Source organism: Kushneria avicenniae (genome assembly GCF_900112585.1).
Lineage (GTDB): Bacteria > Pseudomonadota > Gammaproteobacteria > Pseudomonadales > Halomonadaceae > Kushneria > Kushneria avicenniae.
This window is the reverse complement of the sequence record NZ_FOLY01000004.1, coordinates 138,383-153,392: the sequence shown is the minus strand read 5'-3', so window position 1 is coordinate 153,392 and position 15,010 is coordinate 138,383. Positions and strand designations below refer to the sequence as shown.

14 protein-coding genes are annotated in these 15,010 nt (G+C 59.7%); 12 read left to right on the top strand and 2 right to left on the bottom strand.

Annotation, left to right across the window (positions count from 1 at the left end):
* The first annotated feature begins 125 nt into the window (after positions 1–125).
* Together BM079_RS09980 and BM079_RS09975 are read left to right on the top strand one after the other, a co-directional pair.
* On the top strand, positions 126–401 hold the full coding sequence (locus BM079_RS09980) for a sulfurtransferase TusA family protein (protein WP_281243951.1): 276 nt from the start codon (positions 126–128) through the stop codon (positions 399–401).
* A 37-nt stretch (positions 402–438) separates the two neighbouring features.
* On the top strand, positions 439–1,530 hold the full coding sequence (locus tag BM079_RS09975; protein ID WP_090133572.1) for an AI-2E family transporter: 1,092 nt from the start codon (positions 439–441) through the stop codon (positions 1,528–1,530).
* 36 nt (positions 1,531–1,566) lie between these two features.
* Here the strand turns inward: BM079_RS09975 and BM079_RS09970 are convergent, their stop codons facing one another.
* Positions 1,567–2,043: a peroxiredoxin gene (locus tag BM079_RS09970; protein WP_090133570.1), complete on the bottom strand. Its 477-nt coding sequence runs from the start codon at positions 2,041–2,043 to the stop codon at positions 1,567–1,569.
* A gap of 321 nt (positions 2,044–2,364) precedes the next feature.
* Between BM079_RS09970 and dapA the strand changes: the two genes are divergently transcribed.
* The 4 genes from dapA to purC all read left to right on the top strand — a co-directional run bounded on the left by dapA (position 2,365) and on the right by purC (position 5,749).
* Complete coding sequence (gene dapA / locus BM079_RS09965) at positions 2,365–3,249, top strand: 4-hydroxy-tetrahydrodipicolinate synthase (protein ID WP_090133568.1); 885 nt, start codon at positions 2,365–2,367, stop codon at positions 3,247–3,249.
* Complete coding sequence (gene bamC, locus BM079_RS09960) at positions 3,246–4,178, top strand: outer membrane protein assembly factor BamC (protein ID WP_090133566.1); 933 nt, start codon at positions 3,246–3,248, stop codon at positions 4,176–4,178. The genes dapA and bamC overlap by 4 nt, the downstream gene beginning before the upstream one ends.
* A complete protein-coding gene (locus tag BM079_RS09955) occupies positions 4,178–4,939 on the top strand; it encodes an MBL fold metallo-hydrolase (protein WP_090133564.1) in 762 nt (253 codons plus the stop codon). The genes bamC and BM079_RS09955 overlap by 1 nt, the downstream gene beginning before the upstream one ends.
* An 84-nt stretch (positions 4,940–5,023) precedes the next feature.
* A complete protein-coding gene (gene purC, locus BM079_RS09950; protein WP_090133562.1) occupies positions 5,024–5,749 on the top strand; it encodes a phosphoribosylaminoimidazolesuccinocarboxamide synthase in 726 nt (241 codons plus the stop codon).
* A 42-nt stretch (positions 5,750–5,791) separates the two neighbouring features.
* On the opposite strand, the gene tsaA is transcribed toward purC, so the two are convergent.
* The gene (gene tsaA / locus BM079_RS09945) at positions 5,792–6,550 is read right to left on the bottom strand and encodes a tRNA (N6-threonylcarbamoyladenosine(37)-N6)-methyltransferase TrmO (RefSeq protein WP_090134215.1); all 759 of its coding nucleotides are present in this window, start codon (positions 6,548–6,550) and stop codon (positions 5,792–5,794) included.
* Between the two features lie 171 nt (positions 6,551–6,721).
* Between tsaA and BM079_RS09940 the strand changes: the two genes are divergently transcribed.
* The 6 genes from BM079_RS09940 to tsaB all read left to right on the top strand — a co-directional run bounded on the left by BM079_RS09940 (position 6,722) and on the right by tsaB (position 15,008).
* Positions 6,722–7,219, top strand: coding sequence for a hypothetical protein (locus BM079_RS09940; protein WP_090133560.1), 498 nt, complete (start codon positions 6,722–6,724; stop codon positions 7,217–7,219).
* A 9-nt stretch (positions 7,220–7,228) separates the two neighbouring features.
* The gene (gene ampD / locus BM079_RS09935) at positions 7,229–7,813 is read left to right on the top strand and encodes a 1,6-anhydro-N-acetylmuramyl-L-alanine amidase AmpD (protein WP_245742953.1); all 585 of its coding nucleotides are present in this window, start codon (positions 7,229–7,231) and stop codon (positions 7,811–7,813) included.
* 413 nt (positions 7,814–8,226) lie between these two features.
* The gene (gene aceE, locus BM079_RS09930) at positions 8,227–10,908 is read left to right on the top strand and encodes a pyruvate dehydrogenase (acetyl-transferring), homodimeric type (RefSeq protein ID WP_090133557.1); all 2,682 of its coding nucleotides are present in this window, start codon (positions 8,227–8,229) and stop codon (positions 10,906–10,908) included.
* 83 nt (positions 10,909–10,991) lie between these two features.
* Complete coding sequence (aceF, locus tag BM079_RS09925; RefSeq protein WP_090133555.1) at positions 10,992–13,154, top strand: pyruvate dehydrogenase complex dihydrolipoyllysine-residue acetyltransferase; 2,163 nt, start codon at positions 10,992–10,994, stop codon at positions 13,152–13,154.
* A 227-nt stretch (positions 13,155–13,381) separates the two neighbouring features.
* A complete protein-coding gene (adk, locus tag BM079_RS09920; protein WP_090133553.1) occupies positions 13,382–14,038 on the top strand; it encodes an adenylate kinase in 657 nt (218 codons plus the stop codon).
* Positions 14,039–14,327: 289 nt separating this feature from the next.
* On the top strand, positions 14,328–15,008 hold the full coding sequence (gene tsaB / locus BM079_RS09915) for a tRNA (adenosine(37)-N6)-threonylcarbamoyltransferase complex dimerization subunit type 1 TsaB (protein ID WP_090133551.1): 681 nt from the start codon (positions 14,328–14,330) through the stop codon (positions 15,006–15,008).
* Positions 15,009–15,010 lie beyond the last annotated feature (2 nt).

The following is a 15,010-nucleotide window of genomic DNA, read 5'->3' as shown; positions in this document are numbered from 1 at the left end:
TTACCGGATGGCCGTTGAGACTTGAAAGGGCAAGGGTACTGCTGCCTGACAGGCATGGGCAGCAGGGTTGCCGGTAACATCAAGTTGCCTTTAAATCGTGTCGATTACAACCAGCAGGGGAGTCAGTGGCGTTGGAACATCCTGACGACATCAGACAGTGGGAACAAGCCGCAGATCAGACACTGGATGTGACCGGTCTGGCCTGTCCGATGCCGCTATTGAAGGCGCGCCAGGCGTTGGCCGCACTGGAGGCCGGACAGCGGTTGCATGTGATCTGCACCGACCCGGGCTCATGGCGTGACTTTGAAAGCCTTGCCGCACAGGGAGCGCATGAACTGGCAGGGCGCCGCGAAGAAGCAGGCGTCTATCATTACGTATTGATCAAGGGGCGCCATCAGTAGCGCCGGCCGGTTTCACTCTCATGGTGTCAATAATTCGATGACCTTCCGAAATCTCTGGAATCATTTTATCGAGCGCTACCTCTCCGATGAGGAGGCGGTCACGCTGGGTGCGCTGCTGGTGCTGGGGTTTGCCATCATCATCTTTTTTGGCGGCATGCTGGCGCCGTTTCTAACGGCGCTTGTCTTTGCCTTTTTGCTGCAGGGCGTGGTGCGCTGGCTTGAGCGTCTGGGGCTCTCACGGTTGCCGGCCGTGTGTCTGGTGCTTTTGATGTTCGTCGGGGCGATGCTGTTTTTTGCCCTGATCATCTTTCCGATGGTCTGGGATCAGTTCGCGCGTCTGGTACAGGGACTGCCGGCCGTTTTATATCGCAGTCAGGAGCTTTTGACTGACCTGCAGGCACGCTACCCCAGCATCGTCACGCCCGATCAGGTGCAGCATCTGATCAATACCGCCAGTCAGGAGGCCACCCAGCTGGGGCGGCGCGTGGTCAGTCTGTCCCTGAGTTCGCTGGCCGGTGTGTTGAGTGTGATCATCTATCTGGTACTGGTGCCGATTCTGGTCTTTTTCATGCTCAAGGACCGCGAGCGACTGATCGGTTTTTTCCTGTCGCTGCTGCCCAAAAAGCGCCTGCTGATGACACGTGTCTGGTGCGAGATGGACACGCAGATTGCCAACTTTATTCGCGGCAAGTTTATCGAGATCATGATTGTCGGTGTGGTGTCCTTTTTCACCTTCTGGGCGCTTGGATTGCCCTATGCGGTGCTGCTGGGGATCGTGGTGGGGCTTTCCGTGCTGGTGCCCTACATCGGCGCGGCGGCGGCCACGCTGCCGGTGGCGGCCTCTGCCGGCCTGCATTTCGGCTTTGATGCCCAGTTTGTCTATGTTCTGCTGGCCTACGCCATCATTCAGGCGCTGGATGGCAATGTGCTGGTGACCCTTCTGTTTTCGGAGGTGGTCAACCTGCATCCGGTCGCGATTATTCTGGCCGTGCTGTTTTTCGGCGGCATCTGGGGCTTCTGGGGCATCTTTTTTGCCATCCCGCTGGCCACGCTGATCAAGTCACTGATGTTTGCCTGGCCGCGCGGAGCCAGTGCGCTGAGAAAGGAGGGCAGCGCCGTCGCTGAATAAAGTGATGCGGCCCTGTTGAGTCAGGGCCGCCATGGCCTATCGGCCGGCATTGAGCGCCCGAGCGGCGCTCAGCACCTCATCGACATGTCCTGCCACCTTCACGGCCCGCCACTGCGCGGCAATATTGCCCTCTCGGTCAATCAGGAACGTGCTGCGCTCGATGCCTTCATGCGCCTTGCCATAGAGCTTCTTGAGCTTGATGACGTCAAAGGCCCGGCACAGGGTCTCCTCCGGGTCGCTGACCAGTTCAAACGTGAACCCCTGCTTGTGTTTGAAGTTTTCATGCTTGCGCAGTGAGTCACGTGAAACGCCAAAAACGCGCGTTCCAGCCTGTTCAAAGGCGTCCATGCGATCGCGGAAGTCCTGCCCCTCGGTGGTACAGCCAGGCGTTGCATCCTTTGGGTAGAAATACAGCACGACCTGCTCGCCCTTGAAGGCAGCAGGGTTGAAGCTTGTGCCACTGGTGGCCTCAAGCGTGATATCCGGGGCGGGGGTGCCGAGGGCAATGCTCATGAAAGGTCTCCCAGAAAGAGGAAAAGGCGTTGTCGACGCTTGATCAAAAGGATGCGAGGCGACGCTTGATCGGACGTGTCAGGCGACAATAACCGAGTCGGACAGTGAAATCAGCCGGCACGGCGTCCTGCTTTTCCTTTCATGGTCGGCGGTTTCCTGGCCGACGGTGTCTGTACAGCATGGGGTGCGCCGAGTACCATCGTCAGCGTAAAGAACGACCTGCAGGCGTTGTGCCCGGTGCCGGATGCCATTGGTGCAGGTCTATTCCGGCGGTTTCGATACGGCCGCTTTCAAATGAATTCAAAGGATGAGGTTGGCGGGATGATCACTGGCAGCATGGTCGCTCTGGCGACACCCATGAAAGCTGATGGGGCCATCGACTGGGACGCCCTGAAACATCTTGTAGGCTGGCATCTCGAGCATGGTACCGATGCCATCGTTGCGGCCGGTACCACCGGTGAGCCCACCACCATGAGCTTTGCCGAGCATTTCGATGTGATTCGCGCGGTAGTGGAAACGGTCAACGGTCGCGTGCCGGTGATCGCCGGCACCGGTGCCAATGCCACGGCAGAAGCCGTGGAGCTGGCGCGCTATGCAAAGGAGGTGGGGGCCGATTACTGCCTGTCTGTGACGCCCTACTACAACCGTCCGACGCAGGAAGGGCTTTTTCAGCATTTCAAGGCCGTGGCCAGCGCCTGTGATCTGCCCGTGATCCTGTACAACGTGCCCAGCCGCACCGGCGTGGATCTCTACAACGAGACCGCGCAGCGCCTGGCCGCCATCGACAACATCGTCGGCCTCAAGGATGCCACGGGCAATCTTGAGCGTGCCGAGGATCTGATCGAGCGTCTCAAGGGTCAGGACTTCGCCCTCTACTCCGGAGATGATCCTACCGCCTGTGAATTCATGCTGGCAGGCGGCCATGGTGCCATCTCCGTCTCGGCCAACGTGGCGCCGCGCGCCATGCACGAGCTCTGCACCGCTGCGACCGGCGGCGACTATGACCGCGCCCACCAGATCAACACACGTTTGATGCCGCTGCATTCGGTGCTGGGCATCGAGGCCAATCCGATTCCGGTGAAGTGGGCGCTTCACGAGCTTGGTCTGATGGACAAGGGCATTCGTCTGCCGCTGACCTGGCTTTCCGAAAAATATCAATCCACCGTAGCCGAGGCGCTGCAGCTGGCCGGAGTAATGGATCAATGAGCAGGACACGCTGGATGATGGTCACGCCGCTGCTGCTCGCACTGGGTGGCTGTGGGGGTGGCTATTACCATGATCGCAACAGCGAGTATGCCGATGCGGAAATGACGCGGCCGCTGGAGCTGCCGGCCACGCGCGATCAGGCTCGCTATCAGGATGCGATGCCCGTGCCGCAGGCCACCAATGACTTCATCAGAAGTCGCGATGGCTATGAGCCGCCTCGTCCGCAGACCCTGTCGACCAGTGACCGTGAGACGCGCTATGTCGAGCCGCGCGAGGCCGATGGCAATCGCTGGCTGGTGGTCAGTGCCGCCCCGGGCACGGTGTGGCCGCGCCTGCAGGAATTCGTGCGTGCCAATGGCTATCAGGTACACAACATCGATGGCAATACGGGGCAGATCACGACCGATCGCGGCGTGCTGTCAGTGCGTCAGGGCATTCGCAACAACACCACGGATGTCTACTGCCAGCAGGGCGGCAGCAGTGCGGAAGCCTGTCTGAACCAGATCAGCCAGTATCTTTCCTCCAGTGCGCCGCAGGGTGGGGTGTCACTGGTTGCCCAGAACCTGTCGCGCAATGATCGGGTGCGTCTGGAAAGCCGCGGCGACAACTGGCGTCTCGCGCTGGCACTTGATTTTCCGCGGGCATGGTCGGAGCTTGCCTGGCAGCTGGAGAACAACTACCAGACGGATCAGCGTCGCCTGATCGATCAAAACCGCAGCGAGCGGGTCTTTGCCATCGAGTACACGGTCAAGGGCGAGGGCAGCTGGATTCCCTTCCGTGGCAGCAGTGACGAAACGCAGCAGTATCTCCTGCACGTTGCGCCCGGCGATAACGGCACGCTGGTCACCGTGACCGACAGCGCCGGTGAGCCGGTCGATCAGCAAAGGACACATGACCTGCTGGACGGTGTGGCCTCGATCCTGCGCTGATGCGATTCGCATCGCTGGGTAGCGGCAGTCGGGGCAATGCCACGCTGGTCAGCAGTGGCGCCACCACCGTGCTGGTGGATTGCGGCTTCGGCATTCGCGAGGCCGTAAAGCGCATGCAGACCCTTCACATGGATCCGGCCACACTGGCCGGTATCCTTGTGACCCATGAACACATTGATCATGTGCGTGGGGTGCCGGCGCTGGCGCGCCGGTTTGGGCTGACGGTCTACATGACGGTCGGCAGCTGGCTGGCACTCCAGCCCGACCCTGCCATCAGCGTCGTGCTGATCACGCCGGAAGAGACCCGCAGTATCGGCGAGCTCGACATTACACCGGTGACGGTGCCTCATGATGCGCGCGAGCCGGTACAGTACCTGATCGAAGCCGGCGCCCGACGACTGGGGCTTCTGACGGATCTGGGCATGGTGACGCCACATGTGCTCAAGCGCTATCGCCAGTGCGATGCTCTCTTTATCGAATGCAATCACGACCCGCGGATGCTGGCCAACGGCCCCTATCCGCCGAGTCTCAAGCGTCGCGTCAGCGGCCGACTGGGGCATCTGTCCAATCGTCAGGCCGTGGAGCTTTTACAGGCGCTGGGCACCGATCGCCTGCAGCGACTGGTTGCGTCCCACCTGTCGGAGAAGAATAATCTGCCCGAGCTTGCCTTTGATGCATTGAGGCCGCTGCTGGACAACGACGAATCTCGCCTGGTCATTGCACGCCAGGGACGCACCGTTGACTGGCAGTCGGTCAGTTGAGGTGTGGTCACGCCGGATATGGCCCGAGTAACACGTCAAACCATTGATTTCCTATCACCCTCTGATTCCCTGCCGGAGACTTTCGTGGAAAAACGCCAGGAACTTTATGCGGGCAAGGCCAAGTCCGTTTTCGAGACCGACGATCCGGATCGGCTGATCCTTGAGTTTCGTGACGATACCAGTGCCTTTGACGGCAAGAAGGTCGAGCAGCTCGACCGCAAGGGCCGCGTCAACAACCGCTTCAACGCCTTTATCATGAATGCCCTGAAGGATGCCGGCATTCCGGTGCATTTCGAGCGCCTGCGCTCGGATACCGAATGTGAGGTCAAGCGCCTGACCATGATGCCGGTGGAGTGCGTGGTACGTAATATCGCCGCCGGCGGTCTTTGTCGTCGTCTGGGCGTGGAAGAGGGCATTGCGCTCGAGCCGCCGACCTTTGAGCTCTTTCTCAAAAACGACGAGAAGGGCGATCCGATGATCAACGAGTCGCTGGCCGAGACCTTCGGCTGGGCCCGACGCGAGCATCTGGTACGCGCCCGCGAGCTGACCTTTCAGATCAACGAGATCCTCCAGAAGCTCTTTCTGGCAGGCGATCTGCTGCTGGTGGACTACAAGCTCGAGTTTGGTCTGTTTCACGGCGAGGTGACGCTGGGTGACGAGTTCTCACCCGATGGCTGCCGCCTGTGGGACGCCAGCACCCGCGAGAAAATGGACAAGGACCGTTTCCGTCAGGGGCTGGGGGGAGTCATCGAGGCCTATGAAGAAGTCGGGCGTCGCATCGGTATCGACTTCGATCAGCCGATCGACTGATCATCTCCGAGCGGTCGGTAGTCTGTGGCTGCCGGCTGCCCTTCAGGCCATGGGTACCAGAGCGTCGACCACGACAATGCTTTCGCAGCGGTCACCCGATCCCCGTGTGTCGGTCTCGATATGAAATCGCACATCAAGATCATGAAGACGCACGCCATAACTGCGATCATCGCGCCTGTTTCGGCGATAGGCCGGTCGCGGGTCCTGCGACAGCACTTCACGGATCAGTGCGCCGAGGCTTTCTCCGTCGTGGCGCGCTTCGAGTGCCTGTCGGCATTCATTGCTCATGCGGACGTCAAGACGTGGCGGCGGCTCGGGGGCAAAGCCTGCCCGGGCATTGTCTGCACTGTCGGCCCAGGGCAGATAGGGCTTGATATCCACGACCGGCGTGCCATCGACCAGATCATGCCCGCGCAGTATCAATACGGGGGCGGGGTCGTATTCAATGCCGGCAAGTTCGACCAGCGACAGGCCCAGCCGGTTGGGCCGATGGGTCGAGCGTGAGGCAAAAACGCCGATCCGGTGGTTGCCTCCCAGCCGCGGCGGTCGTATCAGGGGTGTCCAGCGCTCGGGGCTCTGATGAAAGATAAACGTGATCCAGAGATGGCTGAAATGCTCGAGCCCTCGCACGCAGTCACGGTGGCCAAAGGGGGCGTCGAGCCGGAGTCTGGCCGTGGCCTGCGGGGCCAGTCCGGGCTGACGCGGGATGCCGAACTTGTCCGGATAGCAGCTTTCGACGGTGCCGATGATGTCCAGGGCGATCGAGGCACTGGCAGGGGAAGGCGTATCATGTGTGTTCATGGCCTGATTATGCCATCTGCCCGTGGCGCCGGCATCCTGGCGAAAACGCTCGTCAGGTGTGATCCATTGACGTCGCTCTGGAATCAATGGCGCTTTCGTGATGTCCAACCCCGGAGAGTGCTGCCGCGATGTTGCGAGTGGGTACAGGCGTTGATGCAAGGATAAACCATCATGACAAGTCACAACGGCGCAGCTTCCAGTGCGCCGATGCTCTTTACCGAGAAGAAGATCAATACCACGTTTCTAGGGGTGGCCTTTGCCTTCTCGGTGGCCGGCGGCATTACCCTGCTGGTGCATGCCTGGCAGACCGGACGTCTCTGGCCGGTAGCGGCCATCGGCGTTGCGCTGATGGTCTGGGGGCTGGTGGTCGGTAACAATCTGGCCGTGCGCCGACGTCTGTCTCCGGTACTGAGGCTGGAAGCGCAAAGCCTGCGCTACATCGGCGGTCCTGCCTGGAAGCCGCGGATGGTCACGCTGAATTTTCGCGATATCGCCAAGGTTGAAAAGGTACGTACCGGCGGTATGACACTGTATCTGCATCAGGAGCGCCGGGCGCGCCTTGTGCCGATCGGGCTGCTGTCGAAACAGGATCGGGCGCAGTTTCTCGACGCCTTTTACGCCCGCTGCGATGCCGCCCGTGCCATGCAGACCGCATCCCGGAGTCTTTAACGGTCGGCCATGACATTTGAAAAGCGATCCGATGACATGATTGTGGATCACTGCCTGTCCGATGCCCGACAGGTGCGCTCTCCCAACGCGGATGTACGCCCACTGGGTGAAATCTCGCTGGTGGTCCTGCATTCCATCAGCCTGCCGCCGGGCCATTTCGGCGGCGATGACATCGAGGCGCTGTTTACCAATCGCCTGGATTGGGAAGCGCATCCCTTCTTTCGATCCATTAGAGGGCTTCGTGTCTCGGCGCATCTGCTGATTCGTCGTGATGGCAGCTGTATCCAGTTTGTGCCGTTTGATCAGAGGGCCTGGCATGCCGGCCGCTCCCTGTGGCGGGGGCGGCGAGCGCTCAACGATTTCACCATTGGCATCGAACTTGAAGGAGATGGTCGCGCCTTCACTCATGCTCAGTATCAGTATCTGGCCGGCGTGTTGACGACGCTCGAGCGCCATTATCCCGGCATTGATGCCCGCGACACGGTGACTCACGAGCAGGTGGCACCGCTTCGCAAGGTGGATCCAGGGCCGAGCTTTGATCATCAGTACCTTTCCGGACTCATGGCAGAATCACGCGCACACGCCGGCATTTGATGCGGTGCTGGCCCGGCTCTTCAGGCATGACTATTCTGGCGGCAGGCCCGATGCCTGGCTGTCATGACGGCGGTAAATCACCGGGGGTAACCCTCTTGCGGGGGCGGCTCAACGCGTGCCGCGGCGGTGGCGTCGGGAGACGTGAATTGGCATGACTTCATGTTTGCGGTATCTTCGTCGTCCAATCAGAGCGCCCATGTTCGAGTGTTGCCTGTTTCGTTGATGGCCAATGAGTCGGAATCCGCTGCAGTGCCCTTATGGCTATCCGCGCCAATGACTGCACGTCCGATGCCATCGCCTGACGTATCCGGAAACCGTGGCCCCTGTAAATATCGGGTGCCTATCCCGCCTTGAAAGCGCCAGAGGCTCCAAAAGGGCCCGCTGACAACTTATCTTCATTCGGAGAGACGTCTATGAGTCTGGAGGCAAAAGAAGATCACGATCCGATCGAGACAAGGGAGTGGTTGGAAGCCCTGACATCGGTAGTGGATCGTGAGGGTGAGGAGCGTGCTCAGTATATTCTGAGCCGTCTGGCTGATCGCTTGCGCCGTGATGGCAAGCTGCCGCCGTTCTCCGTCAACACGCCTCATCGCAATACCATCCCCGTACATCGTGAGGCAAAGCTGCCCGGCGACATGTTCATGGAGCGCAAGATTCGCTCCGCGATTCGCTGGAACAGCGTGGCGCAGGTTATCCGCGCTAACAAGAAGCACAAGGGACTCGGCGGCCACCTGGCCAGCTACATGTCCTGTTCCGTGCTTTATGAAGTGGGCTTCAACCATTTCTTTCGCGCCGACAGCGATGAGCAAAAGGGCGATCTGGTTTACATACAGGGCCACGTCACGCCCGGTATCTATGCCCGCTCCTTTCTCGAAGGGCGCCTGACCGAGGAGCAACTGGATACCTTCCGCCAGGAAGCCGTTGCCGAAGGTCTCTCCTCCTATCCTCACCCCTATCTGATGCCGGATTACTGGCAGTTCCCGACCGTATCGATGGGTCTGGGACCGATCCAGGCGATCTATCAGGCGCACGTCATGAAGTACATGCACGCGCGTGGTCTGTCGGATATGGGCGACCGCAAGGTCTGGGCCTTCCTGGGTGATGGCGAGTGCGACGAGCCGGAATCTCTCGGCGCACTGCATCTGGCCAGTCGTGAAAAGCTCAACAACCTGATCTTTGTCATCAACTGCAACCTGCAGCGTCTGGACGGCCCGGTACGTGGCAACGGTCGTATCATGGACGAGCTTGAAGGCATGTTCCGCGGCGCCGGATGGAACGTCATCAAGGTGGTCTGGGGCGGTCTGTGGGACCCGCTGTTCGAACAGGACAGCAAGGGCATCATGCAAAAACGCATGGATGAAGCGGTCGACGGCGAGTACCAGAACTTCAAGGCACGTGGCGGTGCCTATACCCGCGAGAACTTTTTCGGCAAGTACCCAGAGACCGCCGAAATGGTCAAGGACTACTCCGATGAGGACATCTATCGCCTCAATCGTGGTGGTCACGATCCGCAGAAGATGTATGCGGCCTACCATGAAGCCGTGAACAACGCCGGTGACCGTCCGACCGTGGTTCTGGCGCACACCGTCAAGGGCTACGGCATGGGCGGTGGCAGCGGCGAAGCCGACATGGAAGCCCACCAGATCAAGTCGATGGAAAACGATGCCTTGAAGGTCATGCGTGATCGTTTTGGCATTCCGGTATCCGACAAGCAGCTTGAAGAAGGCATGCCCTACTACAAGCCTGATGACGATAGCCCCGAAATGCGCTATCTCCATCAGCGGCGCAAGCAGCTGGGCGGTTATCTGCCGGCACGCAAGAACGATTTCGAGCCTATCGAGATTCCGGGTCTGGACGACAAGATGTTCGCCAGCCAGACAAAGGGCTCCGGCGATCGTGAAGTCTCCACGACCATGTCATTTGTTCGTGTGCTCAACGGACTGGTGAAAAACAAGCAGCTCGGTCAGCAGGTGGTGCCCATCATTCCTGATGAAGCACGCACCTTTGGCATGGAAGGCATGTTCCGCCAGATCGGTATCTATGCGGCTGAAGGTCAGAAGTATGAGCCGATGGATACCGGTCAGATCATGTACTACCGCGAGGATCAGAAAGGGCAGATTCTCGAGGAAGGCATCAACGAAGCCGGCTCCATGGCCGCCTGGATCGCGGCGGCGACCTCCTATGCCAACCATCACGTACCGCTGTTGCCGTTCTACATCTATTACTCGATGTTCGGCTATCAGCGTATCGGTGACCTGGTCTGGGCTGCTGGGGACCTGCAGGCGCGTGGTTTCATGGTCGGCGGCACGGCCGGACGGACCACCATCAACGGTGAGGGGCTGCAGCACCAGGATGGTCACAGCCACATTCTGATGTCCACGGTGCCCAACTGCCGTGCCTATGATCCCTGCTATGGCCATGAGCTTGCCGTCATCATGCAGGACGGTCTCAAGCGCATGTATCAGGACCGTGAAAGCTGCTTCTACTACCTGACGGTCATGAACGAAAACTATGTCCATCCCGAAATGCCGGAAGGCAGCGAGGAAGGCATCATCCGTGGCATGTATCTGCTTCAGGAAGGCAAGAGCGACAAGAAGCAGCCGCGTGTTCAGCTGCTGGGCGGTGGCACCATCCTGCGTGAAGTGGAAGCGGCCGCCGAGCTGCTGCGCGATGACTTCAACGTGGTCGCTGATGTCTGGAGCGTGACCAGCTTCAACGAGCTGCGTCGTGAAGCGCTGGAATACGATCGTCAGCAGTTCCTCAACCCGGAAGGCGAGCAGGAAAAGCCCTGGGTCACGAGCTGTCTGGAAGGTCGCGAAGGACCGGTCGTTGCCTCCACGGACTACATGAAGCTCTATGCTGATCAGGTGCGTGCATGGGTGCCGTCTGACTACCATGTTCTGGGCACCGATGGCTTCGGACGCTCGGACACGCGCGAGCATCTGCGTCGCTTCTTCGAAGTCGATCGCTATTTTGTCACCGTACTGGCGCTGCGCGCGCTGGCCAATCGTGGCGAGATCGAGTCCAGAGTCGTCAGTGACGCGATGAAAAAATACGACATCGACCCCAGCAAACCCAATCCGCTGGTGAGCTGAGGCGCCGGTCTCACAACAGTGCCGCCGGGTGAGTGATACGCTCGCCCGGTCCAGGCAGCGGCCAGGTGATAAGGAGCGCGACCTTGAGTAGTGAAATTATTAAGGTACCCGACATCGGGGGCAGCGAGGGCGTCGAGATCATCGAGATCTCCGTCCAGGCCGGCGATACGATTGAAGCCGAAGACACCATGATCGTGCTGGAGTCCGACAAGGCCAGCATGGATATTCCCGCACCGAAGGCCGGCAAGGTCAGGAAGGTACTGGTCAGCGAAGGGGACAAGGTGTCTGAAGGCGATGACATTCTCGAGCTTGAAGCCGAGGGTGGCGGCGATGCTGATGAAGACGACGGCGAGTCAGACGAGGGCGGTGATGACAGTTCATCGATCCAGGACAGCCGCGACGCCGAGCATCTCGAAGAAGAGGCTGAAGCCGACGAATCCGACGTTGAAGACGACAAGCCGAAAAAGTCGTCCGGCGGCAAGCGCACGGTAGAAGTGCGTGTCCCTGACATCGGCGGTAGCGAAAATGTCGAAATCATCGAGATCGCAGTCAGTGAAGGTGACGAGATCAGTGAAGAAGATGCGCTGATCACGCTGGAATCCGACAAGGCGTCGATGGACGTACCCAGCCCCTACAGCGGCAAGCTGGTCTCGCTTGAACTCAAGGAAGGCGATACCGTCTCCGAGGGTGATCTGATCGGTACCATGGAGATCGCCGGTGAAGGCGATGATGACGCCGACAGCGACGCTGACGATGATGACAGCGGCGATGATGCTGATCATGAAGAAGAAGCCGAGGCTGTCGGTGACAGCGAGGATGACGTCGAGGAAAGCGACGGCGAAGGCGGTCGTCAGGAACTGCGTGTTCCTGATATCGGCGGCAGCGAAAACGTCGAGATCATCGAGGTATCCGTCAGCGAAGGCGACGAGATCAACGAGGAAGACGCGCTGATCACGCTGGAGTCCGACAAGGCCTCCATGGACATCCCCAGTCCCTTCAAGGGCAGGGTAGTGGAAGTCAGCGTCAAGGAAGGCGACACCGTCTCCGAAGGTGATCTGATCGGCTACATCGAAGTGGCCGGCAGCAAGCCGAAGAGCGCGTCCAGAACGTCTTCCGGTGACAAATCGGATTCGAAGAAAAAGTCCGACGACTCGGCCAAAAAATCATCTGATTCAAAGGGCAAATCCAGCAGCTCGAAAAAAGAGAGCGGCAAGCAGGATGGGCCTGGCAGCAAGGCGAAGAAGGACGAAGGCAGCTACGGCGGTGAACCCGGTCCCGAGGCCCGTCACAAACAGGGAGAAAACGCTTCCGGCAGCAGCGTTCATGCCGGCCCCGCCGTGCGTCTGATGGCGCGTGAGCTGGGCGTGGATCTGGCCGAGGTCAGGGCCAGCGGTCCGAAGGGACGCGTACTGAAGGAAGACGTCGACGCCTTCGTCAAGCAGGTCATGAGCGATCGCAAAAAGGGAAGCGGTGCTTCTGCTCAGCCGTCCTCGCAGGCCCAGGGCGGTGCCGGCATTCCGCCGATCCCGGCAATCGATTTCAGCCAGTTTGGCGAGATCGAAGAAAAGCCGATGGGTCGTCTGATGAAGGCCGGTGCCACCAACCTGCATCGCAGCTGGCTCAACGTGCCGCACGTGACCCAGTTCGACGAAGCGGACATCACCGAGCTCGAGGCCTTCCGCAAGGCGATGAAGGACGAGGCTGCCCAGCAGGGTGCGAAGCTGACGCCGCTGCCGTTCATGATCAAGGCGGCCGCGCACGCGCTGGCGAAGTTCCCGCAGTTCAACGTCTCGCTGCATCCGGATGGCGATAAGCTGATCCAGAAGAAATACTTCCATATTGGCGTGGCGGTCGACACGCCCAATGGCCTGATGGTGCCGGTGATCCGCAATGTGGATCAAAAGGGCATCGTTGAGCTGGCGAAGGAAGTGATCGATCTGGCTGGTCGCGCTCAGGAAGGCAAACTCAAGCGTGACGAGATGCAGGGCGGCTGCTTCACCATTTCGAGTCTCGGCTCGATCGGTGGTACGGCGTTTACGCCCATCGTCAACGCACCGGAAGTGGCCATTCTGGGCGTGTCGAAATCGCAGATGAAACCGGTGTGGAATGGCAGCGAATTCAAGCCGCGGCTGATGTGTCCGCTGTCGCTGTCCTATGACCACCGCGCCGTCAACGGTGCCGACGCGGCAAGGTTTACAGCCTACCTGGCAGCGATTCTGACCGATATTCGTCGACTGACGATGTAATCACGACAAGTGAGACAGGGCGGCCCTTCGGGGCCGCCTTTTTGTTTGATGCTGCTGGTTTGATGCTGCAAATGAGGTCGTCAATATGTCGCAGAGTCGTTGACTTCACTTGTGCCCGAACAGTGCCTGTCGTTATTGTTGCGTTTTATTTTCAGACGGCTCACCGATCATCATTGTCCGGTCGGGTCGGTCTTGATCACGAGTCATTTATTGAGGAGCGGTTTTTCATGCGTTTGATCCTGTTGGGAGCCCCTGGGGCGGGTAAGGGGACGCAGGCCCGATTCATCTGTGAACGCTTTGATATCGTTCAGATTTCGACCGGCGATATGCTGCGGGCGGCCGTCAAGGAAGGCAACGAGCTGGGCCTGAGGGTCAAGGAAATCATGTCTGCCGGCCAGCTTGTCTCCGATGATCTGATCATCGAGCTGGTCAGGGAGCGCATCGCGCAACCCGACTGTGCCAACGGTTTCCTGTTCGACGGCTTCCCCCGCACCATCGTGCAGGCGGATGCGCTGAAGGATGCCGGTATCGATCTGGATCATGTGCTTGAAATCCATGTCGCCGATGAAGAGATCATCAGCCGCCTTTCCGGGCGTCGCGTTCACCCGGGGTCAGGGCGTGTCTATCATATCGACAACCATCCGCCGCTCAAGGTCGACATTGACAATGAAACGGGGGAGCCGCTGATCCAGCGTGAAGACGATCGCGAAGAGACCGTTCGTCATCGTCTGGAGGTCTACCATGACCAGACAGAGCCGCTGATCGCCTACTATCAGCAGTTGCAGGAACAGGATCCCCAGAGAGCACCTGCCTTCCATAGGGTAGAAGGCGTCGGCAGCGTCGAGGACATTCGTTCACGTGTCGTCGAAGCGCTCACTTCCTGATCCCTCTCGTAGTGATGAAAAGCCGCATGCCCCAGGGCATGCGGCTTTTTCGTGTTCGACTTTTTCCTGTCACTATGCCGTTGCGTCCATTTTGCTTCGATACAGGGGAATGTTCGGCTGCGCATGGTGTCTCTTTCACGGCAGTGTCATGATGCGCTGCTTCCATGGGCCGCGGTCACGTGCGTTGCCATGTATTGCTCCGGAAACGCTGATTTACAAGCGGTTTTAAACGGGGGGTAATACCCACGTATAATGCCGATCCATTTTCCGACTCAGACGTAACGAGACCATGACTAGCCTTCTGGCCCTTGATGCCTCCTCTTCTGCCTGCTCCGTGGCCCTCTGGATGGACGGTAATGTGATCAGCAGGGTGGAGCATGCCCCCCGGGGTCATACTCGCCGTCTCATGCCCATGATCGATACGCTGCTGGATGACGCCGGGATAGCCCGCACGTCACTGGATGCGATCGCCTATGGGCATGGACCGGGCGCCTTTACCGGCATTCGTATCGCGGCAGGCGTGGCTCAGGGCATTGCCTACGCTCTGGAGCGTCCGCTGCTGGGCATCTCCACGCTGCGAGCGCTGGCGCAGGGTGCCTGGCAGCGTGATGGTGCCGAACTTGTCATGCCGGCACTGGATGCCCGTCTGGGAGAGCTTTATGTCGGTCTGTACCGGGCCGGGCCGGATCAGCTTGAAACGGTCATGCCTGATGCGGTGGTAGCACCCGAGGCGCTTGAGCTGCCGGCATGTGAGCCTGGTTCGATCACCGTGGTTGGCAGCGGTGTGGCCCTGCTGGACAGGCTTTCACCCGAGGCTCGTCAATACGTGGGGACAACGCAGGATCGCGAGCCTGAAGCCCGCGATATCGTGCAGCTGGCTGCCATGGACCTTGCCTCGGGGGTGTCGACCAGCCCCCAACAGGCCCTTCCCATTTATCTGCGTGATCAGGTTGTTTCCAGCAAGCGTTAAGG

Bases quoted from the DNA above. Each gene is read 5' to 3' on its own strand.
- tsaA (WP_090134215.1), bottom strand. From the start codon at position 6,550: ATGAACACACATGATACGCCTTCCCCTGCCAGTGCCTCGATCGCCCTG.
- tsaB (WP_090133551.1), top strand. From the start codon at position 14,328: ATGACTAGCCTTCTGGCCCTTGATGCCTCCTCTTCTGCCTGCTCCGTG.
- dapA (WP_090133568.1), top strand. From the start codon at position 2,365: ATGATCACTGGCAGCATGGTCGCTCTGGCGACACCCATGAAAGCTGAT.
- ampD (WP_245742953.1), top strand. From the start codon at position 7,229: ATGACATTTGAAAAGCGATCCGATGACATGATTGTGGATCACTGCCTG.
- adk (WP_090133553.1), top strand. From the start codon at position 13,382: ATGCGTTTGATCCTGTTGGGAGCCCCTGGGGCGGGTAAGGGGACGCAG.
- BM079_RS09955 (WP_090133564.1), top strand. From the start codon at position 4,178: ATGCGATTCGCATCGCTGGGTAGCGGCAGTCGGGGCAATGCCACGCTG.
- aceE (WP_090133557.1), top strand. From the start codon at position 8,227: ATGAGTCTGGAGGCAAAAGAAGATCACGATCCGATCGAGACAAGGGAG.
- BM079_RS09975 (WP_090133572.1), top strand. From the start codon at position 439: ATGACCTTCCGAAATCTCTGGAATCATTTTATCGAGCGCTACCTCTCC.
- BM079_RS09970 (WP_090133570.1), bottom strand. From the start codon at position 2,043: ATGAGCATTGCCCTCGGCACCCCCGCCCCGGATATCACGCTTGAGGCC.
- BM079_RS09940 (WP_090133560.1), top strand. From the start codon at position 6,722: ATGACAAGTCACAACGGCGCAGCTTCCAGTGCGCCGATGCTCTTTACC.
- bamC (WP_090133566.1), top strand. From the start codon at position 3,246: ATGAGCAGGACACGCTGGATGATGGTCACGCCGCTGCTGCTCGCACTG.